This window comes from Thermoleptolyngbya oregonensis NK1-22 (genome assembly GCF_032705245.1).
Lineage (GTDB): Bacteria > Cyanobacteriota > Cyanobacteriia > Elainellales > Elainellaceae > Thermoleptolyngbya > Thermoleptolyngbya sichuanensis.
The window spans coordinates 179,301-191,796 of the sequence record NZ_CP053540.1 but is presented as its reverse complement, the minus strand read 5'-3'; the positions used below and the strand labels follow the sequence as shown (position 1 = coordinate 191,796).

General features: G+C 56.7%; 10 protein-coding genes. 9 read left to right on the top strand and 1 reads right to left on the bottom strand.

Annotated elements, in window-relative coordinates; all coding sequences use genetic code 11:
* The 9 genes from hepA to HNI00_RS00775 all read left to right on the top strand — a co-directional run bounded on the left by hepA (position 1) and on the right by HNI00_RS00775 (position 10,795).
* On the top strand, positions 1–1,827 hold the full coding sequence (hepA, locus tag HNI00_RS00815) for a heterocyst formation ABC transporter subunit HepA (RefSeq protein WP_316789842.1): 1,827 nt from the start codon (positions 1–3) through the stop codon (positions 1,825–1,827).
* Between the two features lie 176 nt (positions 1,828–2,003).
* Positions 2,004–3,047 carry a glycosyltransferase family 2 protein gene (locus tag HNI00_RS00810; protein ID WP_316789841.1) on the top strand — a complete coding sequence of 348 codons (1,044 nt, stop codon included), beginning with the start codon at positions 2,004–2,006 and terminating at the stop codon, positions 3,045–3,047.
* Positions 3,048–3,124: 77 nt separating this feature from the next.
* Positions 3,125–3,985, top strand: coding sequence for a glycosyltransferase (locus tag HNI00_RS00805; protein WP_316789840.1), 861 nt, complete (start codon positions 3,125–3,127; stop codon positions 3,983–3,985).
* Positions 3,986–4,005: 20 nt separating this feature from the next.
* Positions 4,006–5,214, top strand: coding sequence for a glycosyltransferase family 4 protein (locus HNI00_RS00800; protein WP_316789838.1), 1,209 nt, complete (start codon positions 4,006–4,008; stop codon positions 5,212–5,214).
* Positions 5,174–6,166, top strand: a complete 993-nt coding sequence (locus HNI00_RS00795) for a glycosyltransferase family 2 protein (protein ID WP_316789836.1) — start codon at positions 5,174–5,176, stop codon at positions 6,164–6,166. Before HNI00_RS00800 ends, HNI00_RS00795 begins: the two co-directional genes overlap by 41 nt.
* Before the next feature lie 162 nt (positions 6,167–6,328).
* On the top strand, positions 6,329–7,747 hold the full coding sequence (locus tag HNI00_RS00790; RefSeq protein ID WP_316789834.1) for a hypothetical protein: 1,419 nt from the start codon (positions 6,329–6,331) through the stop codon (positions 7,745–7,747).
* Positions 7,748–7,944: 197 nt separating this feature from the next.
* Entirely contained in the window at positions 7,945–8,223 is a 279-nt protein-coding gene (locus HNI00_RS00785; protein ID WP_316789831.1) for a hypothetical protein, read from the top strand.
* Between the two features lie 206 nt (positions 8,224–8,429).
* Positions 8,430–9,572, top strand: coding sequence for a glutamine-hydrolyzing carbamoyl-phosphate synthase small subunit (gene carA, locus HNI00_RS00780; RefSeq protein WP_316789829.1), 1,143 nt, complete (start codon positions 8,430–8,432; stop codon positions 9,570–9,572).
* 20 nt (positions 9,573–9,592) lie between these two features.
* Positions 9,593–10,795: an MFS transporter gene (locus tag HNI00_RS00775; RefSeq protein WP_316789826.1), complete on the top strand. Its 1,203-nt coding sequence runs from the start codon at positions 9,593–9,595 to the stop codon at positions 10,793–10,795.
* Between the two features lie 10 nt (positions 10,796–10,805).
* On the opposite strand, the gene HNI00_RS00770 is transcribed toward HNI00_RS00775, so the two are convergent.
* Positions 10,806–11,978, bottom strand: a complete 1,173-nt coding sequence (locus HNI00_RS00770; RefSeq protein ID WP_316789824.1) for a tetratricopeptide repeat protein — start codon at positions 11,976–11,978, stop codon at positions 10,806–10,808.
* Positions 11,979–12,496 lie beyond the last annotated feature (518 nt).

The window sequence follows — 12,496 nt, the reverse complement described above, 5'->3', positions numbered from 1 at the left end:
ATGTTTTTCAAACTGCTTCAACTGGTTCGCAAGCCCCTGAGAGCAACTCGGTTTTGGCAAGAAAACCACTTGATCTTGAGGGAGTTCAAAAGCTTTCGCTGGCTGGCGATCGCCGCAGTTTGCTTTGCCCTTTTGGCATCTATTACAGAAGGGTTTGGGCTGGGGTTTTTGCTGGCGTTTCTGCAAAGTCTCACCTCACCGGATGCACCGCCCGTCCAGACTGGAATTGAATGGTTTGATGTTTGGATATTAGGGGTTAATGCCCCAGTTAACCAGCGGCTCTATCGCGTGTCTGGACTGATTGTGGCGGCGACCTGCATCCGGGCCGTGTTTAATTATCTGGCGCAATATTACACGCTGACGAGTGAAGTCACCCTCATTGATCGACTCCGCAAGCGCGTGTTTGAGCAGCTTCAATCGCAGCGTCTCAGCTATTTTTCTCAGACTCGATCGGGAGAACTGGTCGATGTGTTAACCAGCGAAATGGAGCGGATCAGAAATGCTTTTGGGGCTATGTCATTTCTGATGACCCGTGCCTTTACGCTACTGGTGTATGCGATCGCCATTCTCTTGCTATCCTGGCAGCTTTCACTCATTTCGATTCTACTCTTTGGTGGACTGGCCTTCGGGTTTTCTAAGCTGAACAAACGGGTACGGCGGCGAAGTACTAGAACCTCTCAAGCAAGCGGACGACTGACTTCTATCGCCATCGAATTCATCAACGGAATCCGCACTGTACAGGCCTTTTCTGCACAAGATTTTGAACGGCGGCGGTTTTATCAGGCCAGCACAGGACTGGTTCAAGAATGGAAAACGGTCTATCGCCTGTCCTGCCTGGTGCGTCCGCTGGCAGAGGCTTCGGCGACCTTTGTGCTGGTGGGCATGATTATCCTCGCGCTTACCAATCGCATCATGCCCGTTGCGTCCTTGCTGACGTTCTTATTTATTCTGTTTCGCATGGTTCCCTACAGCCAAGACTTGCTGGGCGTGTTTTCTCACCTCAGCACCATGATGGGGTCTGTAGAAAATATCAAGCGGCTCTTGAGCGATGAAGGCAAGCAATTTTTTGAAGACGGTACGCGCAGTTTTCCTGGATTGTTTCATGGGATTGAGTTTGTAGCTGTTGATTTCGGCTATGACCCCGATCATTTGGTGTTAAAAGATATCAATCTTTGCATCGAAAAAGGCAAAACTACGGCCTTGGTTGGGGCATCGGGGTCTGGCAAATCTACGCTGGCAGATTTGATTTCTCGCTTCTATGACCCGACTGCGGGGCAGGTACTTTTGGATGGAATTGATCTACGAGAGTTCGAGATTGATTCTGTTCGCCATCGGTTGGCGATCGTGAGTCAGGATACGTTCATTTTTAATGCGTCTATTCGCAGCAATATTGCCTACGGCTCCGAACAGGCCACCGATAGCGAAGTGTATGAAGCCGCACGGTTGGCAAACGCGCTGGAGTTTATTCTAGAAATGCCGGAGGGGTTTGAGACAACGCTGGGTGATCGCGGCATTCGGCTATCGGGTGGGCAGCGCCAGCGAATTGCGATCGCCCGTGCGCTGCTCAGAAACCCTGAAATTCTGATTCTGGATGAGGCTACTAGCGCTCTGGATTCGGTGTCTGAAAGACTGATTCAGGAAGCGCTCGAAAAACTCTCGGTAGGGCGAACCGTACTGGCGATCGCCCATCGACTCTCTACGATTTCAGGAGCCGACAAAATTGTGGTGCTAGAGCAGGGAAGAATTGTCGAGCAAGGCGGCTATCGAGAATTAATTGATCGGCGCGATCGCTTCTGGAAATACTACCAAATTCAGCAGGCATCCTAAGGTTGAGACGGGTTCAGGTTACGGCTTTGAAAAGGGTTTTGGAAACGGCTTTGAAGAGGGCTTTGAAAACGACTTTGAAACCGCTGTTAATAAAATTCAGGGGCATGGACAAGCAGAGACAAGGAACTGAAAGAAACTGATTAAAGCGTAAGCCGATGAATCATCAAACTGCACTCGTGAGCGTTATTATTCCGACCTATAATCGTCCGACTTTTCTGCGGGCGGCGCTTCAAAGTGCGGTTCAGCAAACCTATCAAAATATTGAAATTATTGTTTTCGACAATTGCAGCCCCAAAGATCCGAGGGCGATCATCGAATCCTTTGATGATTCCCGGATTCGTTTTTGGCGAAACGAGAAGAACTTAGGCCTTTTTGCCAACGCGATAAATGCTGTCAAAATGGCGCGGGGCAAGTATCTAGCCTTCTTGCATGATGATGACCTCTGGAGCGATCGCTTCTTAGAGAGTCTGGTTCCGCTATTGGAGCAATACCCCGAAGCAACGATTGCTTTCTGCGATCAGTTCATCATCGACGAGACGGGAAAAATCAGCGCCTTTGCCACGCGCAGGATGACGCGAGCCTATCGGCGCGATCGCCTCCAAAGTGGACTCTACCAACCCTTTGTCGAGATTGGACTGGTTCGCAAATCTGTCCCCAGCGTTGCGGGCGCTGTGATTCGGAGAGAGTCAATCGATTGGGCAAGCATCCCACCCGAAGTGGATAGGATGCACGACCTCTACATTACCTATCTGTGCTGCAAAGATGGGCAGGCTGCGTATTATCTTGCCGACAAGTTAGTCTACCATCGAGAACATCCAAACACGGATACCTTTTTGAGCGGCCGACGAGATGGGCTTGCCAAAATTTCTAAAGCTAAAGTAGAAATCTTTTGCTATCAGCGCTTTCTTCAAGACAGCAACCTGCGTCCATTTAGACCTCATTTCAAGAAGATTTTGCTGCACGCCCAAACGACCTTGGGGATTGGGCTGCTGCTAGCAAATCGTCCGTCTGAAGCCCGAGTTCATCTATTTCAGTCGCTCAGGGGTCGGCTGTTTAATATGAGAACCTTGGTTGCGCTGATGCTGAGCTTGCTGTGTTCGCTGGTGCTGATGGAGCGATCGCACGAAGACGATTCAGATCACTTTTTGAGTCTCAATCGAGTCGAGTCGATCCGCATCTCGCAGAGCATTCAAGACACGTTTAAGAACACCGCTCGCTAGCGCCTTGTGAGTCCAAAGTTTTCGCTCGTTCTGACAAGTCCCCTCTTAGCATCTACCCCATTCGCGAATTCCAGCCCATGAAAGTTAGCGTGATCATTCCCTGCCTCAACAATGCGTCTACCCTTGCTACCCAACTGGCGGCCTTGGCAGCCCAACAGTATGCAGAGCCGTGGGAAGTGATCGTGGCAGACAATGGGTCTACAGACGACACCGTAGCCATTGCAAAGCAGTTTGGCGATCGCCTCCCCAATCTGCGCGTCGTGGATGCCTCTAGGGTTGGTGGCAGCGCCCATGCCCGCAACGTGGCGGCGGCAGCAGCACGGGGCGAGTTTCTGCTGTTTTGTGATGGAGATGATGAGGTGGGCGCAGGCTGGGTTGCTGCGATGGCCGCTGCCCTGGAGAAAGCCGATCTGGTCGGCGGGTATATGGAATATTGGCGGCTCAACGAACCCTGGCTGGTACGGGCTTATAGTTACGAAAATGGATTGAAGCTGTTTGAGTCGGGATACCTAAAGTTTGCCAGCGGGTGTAATTTAGGAATTCGTCATGCTGTTCATGATGCGGTTCATGGATTTGATGAAACGCTGTTGCGGCTTCAGGATGTGGACTATTCCTGGCGTGTGCAGCAGGCTGGCTTCAAGCTGAGCTATGCACCTGACGCGATCGTTCACTTCCGGCTGCGCGGCAGCATTCGGAGCGTCTGTCGCCGAGCCTTCAAGTTTGGATACACAGAACCATTCCTTTATCAGAAGCATCGAAACAAGGGAATGCCGCAAATCTTGAGTTGGAAGTCGATCGTCAAAACGGTGGCGCTGTTTCCGGTTCGCCTGATTGCCTCGCTGCGCGATCGCGCTTCGTTGTGTAGGGTGCTGATGGAAGGCTGCTGGCGCGGCGGCGAACTCTATGGCTGCATCAAACACCGATATTTGCCGCTTTAGCATAGCTGGAGGCAGCGCGAGTGAAACTTTGCATTGTGACGCATCGGGTGGTTCCAGGAGACGGGCAGGGGCGCGTCAACTACGCCATTGTGCAGCACGCGCTGGCAGTAGGGCATTCGGTGACGCTGCTGGCCAGCGAGGTTGCGCCAGACTTGGTGCCGCATCCGGGGGTGACTTGGGTGGCAATTCCGGTCGAGGGGCTGCCGACGGAGCTGCTGAGAAACTTGGTGTTTTCCTGGCGGAGTCGGCGCTGGCTGGCAAAGCACGCGGTCGAGTTCGATGTGATTAAGCTCAACGGCGCGATTACCGATTTTCCGGCAAGGGTCAACGCGGTGCATTTTGTCCACCATGACTGGCTGCGATTCGCGAAGCAATCCCTGCGGGAATCGCCCGCCAATCGCACTCCTGGACTGCGGGGTCTGTACCAGCGGCTCTACACCCTCCTGAATGCCCATTGGGAAAAGCGGGCATTTCAACAGGCGACGGTTTTGGTGGCGGTTTCTCAGCAGGTCAAGCAGGGGCTGCTGAGGCTAGGAGTGCCTGCGGCGAAGATTCGAGTCGTGCTGAACGGAGTGGATGTCACAGAGTTTGTGCCGGGTTCTGTGGAGCGCGATCGCTGGGGACTGCCGGGGAACGTGCCGATGGGTCTGTTTGCAGGAGATATCAGAACGCCGCGCAAAAACCTAGACACCGTGCTTCGCGCTCTGGCTCAGGTGGCTGGGCTGCATCTGGCAGTGGCGGGCGATCTGCGGGGCAGCCCCTATCCCCGCTTGGCACAGGATTTGGGGGTGGGCGATCGCGTTCATTTTTTGGGTTATCGCCGCGACCTCAAGGACCTGATGCAAGCCGCCGACCTGTTCATTTTTCCATCCCGATACGAAGCCTGTTCGCTCGTGCTGCTAGAAGCCATGGCCACCGGGCTGCCAGTGGTGACTGCGGCAACCACGGGCGGCGCAGAAATCGTCACCCCCGACTGCGGCGTGGTGCTGCCCGACCCCAACGACGTGGAGCATCTGGCCCAAACGCTGAACGCGCTGATTGCCGACCCCACGCGGCGATCGCAACTGGGCCAGGCGGCCCGTCGCCGCGCCGAAGCCCACACCTGGAGCGCAATGGCGCAGCAATATCTGGACTTGTTTGACGCGCTGTGCTGCCCTGCCGCTGCTGATCATCCCCAAACTGCCAACTATGCAACTCACCGTCATCATTCCCACCTACTGCCGCGCTGACGACCTGCGGCGCTGTCTGGCGGCCCTGGCTGAGCAAGTGCGATCGCCCGATGAGGTGATTGTGGTGGTGCGCGAGACGGATTGCGACACCTGGAGTTTTCTAGCGTCTGAGAAGGGTTTCCCCTTGCGAAACTTGCAGCCCAATTTGCGAACGCTGAGTGTGGCTATGCCGGGAGTAGTAGCGGCGATGAATCGGGGCTTGGACGCTGCCCAGGGCGATGTGGTTTGCTTTACAGACGACGACGCTGCGCCCCACCCGGACTGGCTACAGCGCATCGAGCAGCATTTCCTGGCCGATCCCCACTTGGGCGGACTGGGCGGGCGCGATCGCATCCAGCACTTGCCCGAATCTCTGACCGGCCGGCCCTGCACCGTGGGCAAGCTGCAATGGTTTGGTCGGCCCATCGGCAACCATCACCTGGGCATGGGCGCGGCGCGAGAGGTCGATATTCTCAAAGGCGTGAACATGAGCTTCCGCCGAACGGCGATCGCCCACCGACGATTCGACACCCGGATGCGCGGCGCTGGGGCCCAGGTTCACTTTGAACTGGCCTTTAGTCTGGCGCTGCGGCGCGACGGCTGGCGACTGGTCTACGATCCCACTGTCCTGGTCGATCACTACCCCGCCCCCCGGCATGACGAAGACCAGCGCCACCAGTTCAGCGCGATCGCCCGCCAAAACGCCGTCCACAACGAAACCCTGGCGCTGCTGGAACACTTGCCACCTGCCCGGCGAGGAATATTCCTGCTCTATGCCCTGCTGCTGGGGCATCGAGATGCCTTTGGGCTGGCCCAGTTGGTGCGATATTTTCCGCAACAGCCCGATTTAGCCATGCGTCAGTGGGCGGCGGCCATGCAGGGGCGCTGGCAGGGCGTTCAGACCTGGTGGAAAAGCCGAAAGCGGGGTCTGGGGACGGGGGTTGGGGGGCAGGAGTTGGAGATGGGAGGGTAGAGCGGGATTTTGGATTGGGGATTTTGGATTTTGGATTTTGGATTTTGGATTGGGGGTTGAGTGGTTGCGTTGGATGACTGAGTATATCTTCTGTGCATGAGGGTGCGTGAGCCGCCTGCCGTTTTGCCAACGTTTTGCCAACGTTTTGCCTGCGTTTTGCCTATGGAAGTCATTTCGAGTCCGCAGCCGAGTGCCAGTCAGTCTTTACCCGGATGGATTGCAATCGCCGGGGTGTTTGGCATTGCCACGCTGGGGGCGCTGGTGGGGGCAGGCGGTCTGGTGCGGCTGTTTTTCCCGGCCTCGGCGCTGCTGGTGGCGGTGTTGCTCTACTTCCGCTATCCGCTGCTCTACGTTGGGTTTGCCTGGTGGGTCTGGTTTCTCACACCGCTGCTGCGGCGCGTCAGCGACTACAACAGCTTTTGGGATGAAAAAGGCGTGATTCTGCTTGCGCCTTATCTGGTCACGTTTGTCAGCGTGCTAACGCTGGTGCGCTATCTGCCCCGCACGTCGAAAATTGGCGGACTGCCCTTTGTGCTGGCAATGGCGAGCGTAGTCTATGCCTTTTTAATCGGACTCATTCTCGATAATCCGCCGCTTGCCGTGGTTCGCTCTTTCCTAGACTGGATTTGCCCAATTCTGTTTGGCTTCCACCTGTTTGCAAACTGGCGCGACTATCCTAGCTACCGCAGCAATTTCCAGCGTGTGTTTCTCTGGTGTGTCTTGCTCACAGGGCTGTATGGCATCTACCAATTCATGGTTGCGCCGCCGTGGGACGGTTTTTGGCTAATTCGCACCAAGCTGGTCAGCTTTGGCAAGCCCGAACCGTTTGAAATCCGCGTCTGGAGTACCATGCACTCGCCTGGCCCGTTTGCGGTGGTGATGATGGCAGGGCTGCTGCTGCTGTTTTCGGAGCGCAGCGTATTGGGCATTCCAGCAGCCGTCAGTGGCTACCTGTCTATTCTGCTCAGCATGGTGCGCTCGGCCTGGGGCGGCTGGGTGGCGGGGTTGCTGGCGGCCTTTGCCTCCACCACGCCCAAGTATCAAATGCGGCTGGTGGTCACGATTTTGGTGCTGGTGCTGTGCGTCACGCCGCTGACGGCGATGGAACCGTTTGATGAGGTGATTAGCGAACGGGTCGAGTCGATTTCTAACCTCGCCCGCGACCAGAGTTTTCGCGATCGCTCTCGCAATCACGACCGCGACTTCAACGTGGCCATTACGCGAGGACTGGGGCGCGGCATGGGCAGTACGTGGATTGTGAATGAGCGAAACGGCAAGCTGGAAATGATTGTGTTGGACAGCGCCATTCTCGACATTTTTTTCACGCTGGGCTGGGCGGGTGCGCTGCCCTACTTGGGAGGAGTGATCTTCCTGCTCGTCAGCCTGTTCAAAGATTCTGCTGCCCGTTCCGACCCGTTTGCCAGCACTGCACGGGGCATTTCGCTGGCGGTGTTTTTTCAGTTTATTTTTAGCAGCGTCATGCTGGGGCTGTCGGGCATGATTTTGTGGGGCTTTATGGGCATCGCCCTCGCCGCCAGCCGCTATCATCGCCATCGCAAAAATCTGCTAAAGGTGCTGTAGCGCTTTGGGGGGCTACCTGCATGAGCTGCGATGTTTGAGGGGCGCTTTGGGGACGTGCTTGGGCTATCACTGGGATAGGACTTACGCTGTTGGAGGATTTTTTGGGGGCTACGCCCGCGAGAAATCCTCCAAGACCCAATAGAGCTTATCGCAAGTGCGTAAGTCCTGTGGGAATTTCGTAAAGAGTCAAGGAAGACATGAAGCATTTTCTAGTCCTAGAAAAAGATCTCGATACCCCCAACCCCGCTGCATTTCTTATTACAAAGGTTTGCTACTTTAACGAGGAGGAGATGAATTTTTACTACTTCACTGCAAATGGTTACAAAGTAGACAATGACTTGGTGGGCGTTTGGTTCGGGCTGTCTGCTGGGGAGCGAAAAGAAGATGTGACTGAAGAGCAAGCGCGGGAGTACGAGAAGATGCAACTGGCGCACGGCATGAAGGATATCCCGGTCACTTTGTCTTCAGAGGGCTAAATCAGCTTGGGTGTTATTGCTGAACCGCTTTTGGACAGCGCGGTGGTTGTTTGGTTTACCTCCTGTTTCGTTTATCTCCAAAGTAGTCTCAAATATCTCCAAAGCAGCCTCAAATTGCAGCATCAATCATTTTGCAGCGGCTATCACAAACTAATGATCCCGGTGTATGATTTGCTGGAATTTTGGTCTTGTTTGGGAGAAGGGATATGGCTTTGGTAACGGCTCCCCCGGCGCTGCTGGTATTGGCGGATGGCACGGTGTTTCGCGGGTTTTCCTTTGGCGCGGCGGGCACCAGCATCGGCGAGGTGGTGTTCAACACGGGCATGACGGGATATCAAGAAGTTCTGACTGATCCCAGCTATCGCGGGCAGATTGTCACCTTTACCTATCCCGAACTGGGCAATACGGGGGTGAACCCGGAGGATGAGGAATCGGCGGGGCCCCAGGTGAAGGGGGCGATCGCCCGCAATATCTGCCCCCGTCCAAGCAACTGGCGCTCCACCCAATCCCTCCCGGACTACCTCAAGCAGCACCACATTCCGGGTATCTACGGCATCGACACCCGCGCCCTCACCCGCAAGCTGCGCTCCGTCGGCGCGATGAATGGCGGCCTCTCCACCGAAATCCTCGACCCGGCGGAACTGCTGATGCAGGTGCAGGAAGCCCCCAGCATGGCCGGGCTAAACCTGGTCAAGGACGTGACCACGCGGGAAATTTACGAATGGAGCGAGCCGACCCCGCCAGAGTGGGAATTTAGCGAAGGGGTTTCACAATCGGCAGAGCCGCTGACTGTTGTGGCGATCGACTTTGGCGTAAAGCGCAATATTCTACGGCGGCTGGCCAGCTACGGCTGCCGGGTGATTGTTGTGCCTGCCGACACGCCGCCCGAAACCATCCTGAGCTACAACCCGGACGGCATTTTCCTGTCTAACGGGCCGGGCGACCCCGCCGCCAACACCGACGGCATCGAAACCACCAAAGCCTTGCTCAAGGCCCAAAAGCCTGTCTTTGGCATCTGCATGGGCCACCAGATTCTCGGTCTGTCGATGGGCGGCGAGTCCTTCAAGCTTAAGTTTGGCCATCGCGGGCTAAACCAGCCAGCGGGTCTGCGTCAAAAGGTGGAAATCACGAGTCAAAACCACGGCTTTGCGATCGCCCAAGAGTCGCTCCCCGATGCCGAGGTAGAAATCACCCACCTGAACCTGAACGATCGCACGGTGGCCGGCCTGCGCCATAAGACGCTGCCGATGTTCTCGGTACAATATCACCCCGAAGCCAGCCCCGGCCCCCACGATGCCGATTATCTGTTTGAGCAGTTTGTTCGCCAGATGCGCGAGAACAAGGCATAGACCTCGTTTCAGAATCTCTCATGGCGCAACTGTTTTCTCAGCCATCTCCGCGCTGGATTGGCGTGGCGATCGCCTTCTATTCCTTCATTGCCATTGGCATCGCCGAGGGCGGGCTGGGGGTGCTGTTGCCGTCAATTTTGCAGGAATATAGCCTGACCCCTGCCAGCGTGACGCTGCTGTTTGTCAGCCAGATTACGGGCTACATTTTTGCGGCGTTTACCAGCAGCCTGATCAGCAGCAGACTGGGGCTGGCGCGGATGCTGCTGATGGCGGCAGGCACGCTAACACTGGCGCTGGCGATTTATGCGACCTCGCCCGTGTGGGGACTGATGGTGGCAGCCGGGACGCTGCTGGGGCTGGGCATTGGGCTAATCGATGCGGGCGTGAACACGTACATCGTGCAAGACGAACGCGGCGCATCGCTGATTGGCACGCTGCATGGATTCTATGGCGTGGGGGCGCTGTCGGGCCCGGCGATCGCCACAACGCTGCTGGCGATGGGGATGACCTGGCGACAGGTGTATGGCGTGCTGACGGGGGTGGTGGGCCTGCTGATCGCAGCGCTGCTGGCGGTGCTGGTGATTCGCTATCCGCCGATGCATCTTCGAGATGTGGCCACCTCTGAAGGAGCAAGTGCGGCGCAAAACCTGGGGCGATCGCTCCGGCACCCGGCGGTGCTGCTGACGGGGCTACTGCTGCTGGTCTACGTGGGCACGGAAGCGGCGATCGGCAACTGGGCCTACACCGTGCAATCCGTCGGGCGCAGCATGTCCCCCTTGGCCGCGGGCTACGGTGTGGCGGCCTACTGGCTGGGGCTAACGGTGGGGCGGTTTGGTTTGGACTATTGTTTGCGGCGGGTGGGGGCTGTGCGGATGATCAGCCTGTCGCTGACGCTGCTGCTGATTGGGCTATTTGCTTGGTGGCAACTGCCCGATCAGTGGCTCAGCCTGCCGATGATTGGGTTGGCGCTGGCGGCGATTTTTCCAGCGACGATCTGGCTGGTTCCCCAGCGACTACCTGCGGAACTCGTCCCCGGCGGCATTAGTTTTGCCACCAGTGCGGCCAGCTTTGGCGCGGCGATTATTCCCACTAGCGCGGGCTGGATTGCCAATGCCACCAGTCTAGAAAGCATTCCGGTGCTGATGCTGCCGCTGGCGATCGCCATGATCCTGATCCACCTCTGGCTGGTGCAGCACAGTCCGAGCGATCGCTCGTTGAGCTAGCAACCTACGGCTAAATCGCAAATCCCATTTCCTTTAGCCCCTGCCGCAGCCGCTCTGCCTGTTCTGGGTTGGACTGGGAATGCAGGGCGATCGCCCGCCCAAAGGAGGCCAGCCCCGATTCCACCTGCCCCAGCTTAATCAGCGCCACGCCCAGATTTTGGTGTGCCTCGGCGTGGTCGGGCTGGAGCCGAATCGCTTCCTGATAGTGGGTCACAGCGTTGGTAATTTGCCCCTGCGCCCGCAGCGTCGTGCCCAGGTTGTAGTGTCCGGCGGCAAAATTGGGGTCGATGGCCAGGCAGTGTTCATAAAGCTGGCGGGCAGTGGACAGATCGCCTGCGGTTTTGCACAGACTGCCCAAGTTGTTGTATGCGCCCAGCTTCAGCAGCTCCAGCACGGGCTGTTGCAGCGCGGTCTGGTAGTGCTGCGCGGCTTGTTCGATCTGATTCAGTCGGGTGAAGGCAATGCCCAGGTGATAGTGCAGCTCATAGCGCACAGGCGCATCGAGTTGGGGTGATTTTAGCCCCTGCTGCAAAAGCTGGATGCCGCGCTCCACCTCGCCCATTTGCACATACAGCGCCCCCAGCTTGCTGCACTCGTAGGGGTCGTCGGGATGGGCCTGCCAATAGCCCTCCATGACGGTTCGCGCTTTTTCCAGCTTGTCGCGACGGGCGATCGCCACGGGATCATAGCCATCGTGCAAAATCGCCACCTGCGGCAAGTCCACAATGCCCCAGCCCGGTTCCTGCTGCCGCAGTGCCGCCACTGCATCGTCAATCGTGGCGTGGTAGGGCCGCGCAAAGGTCACTGCCGGATGCCGCCGAAATAGCCGCGACACCAGCGAATAGGGCGATTGCACTGCGCCCACCTCCTGCCGCAGCAGATTGATCACCAGCGTTTGGTCATGCTGCATCGCCTGCTGCATCATCGGTACGCAATCCGCCACCAGCGTTTCGTCGGCATCCAGCACCAGCACCCAATCGCCCGTGGCGTGGCGCAGCGACTCGTTTCGGGCGATCGCAAAGTCATTTTGCCAGGGGGTGGAAAATACTTTTGCCCCAAAGGATTGGGCGATCGCCACCGTATCGTCCACTGACCCGGTATCGACCACGATTAGCTCGTTGGCCACGGTCGCCACGCTCTGCAAACAGCGCCCCAGCCGCTCCGCCTCATCGCGCACAATCATGCAAAGGCTTAGCTTTGGTTTCACCGATTTTTCCCCTTTGCACCAACGCCTAAAGGAATGCCTAGAAAGAATGTCTGCAAAAAATGCCCGCAAAGAATGTCCACAGAAGGCTTGCTCAAGCCCGTCAATCGGTCGTTGACCGCGACACCTCTCGATCCTAACTTAGGGCAGCCATGCCATCGATGACGTTGGGGACGGATCTCCGCACGGTTTTGTATAGTACGAAAGTACGATAAAATGTCAAAGCTGGTTTAATAACGCTGACCAAAATATTGACCAACAGGCTTGCCGAAAAGTAAAACCCTGCTCTTGCCCGATCTGGCTAAAACCACGGGATGTGCAACTTTAGCCGATCCCCCTCCCCCTTTTCTGGGATGCTAAAGGCTTTAAGCCCTCTCCCAGAGGAGGATAGAGACTTCGAGCTTCTCTTGCTCCCCTGCTCCCAAGTCGGGAGCAGGGGTTCGGGGATGAGGGCAAATTGAAAGTTGCACATCACGTAAAATCTGATTTGCCAACGG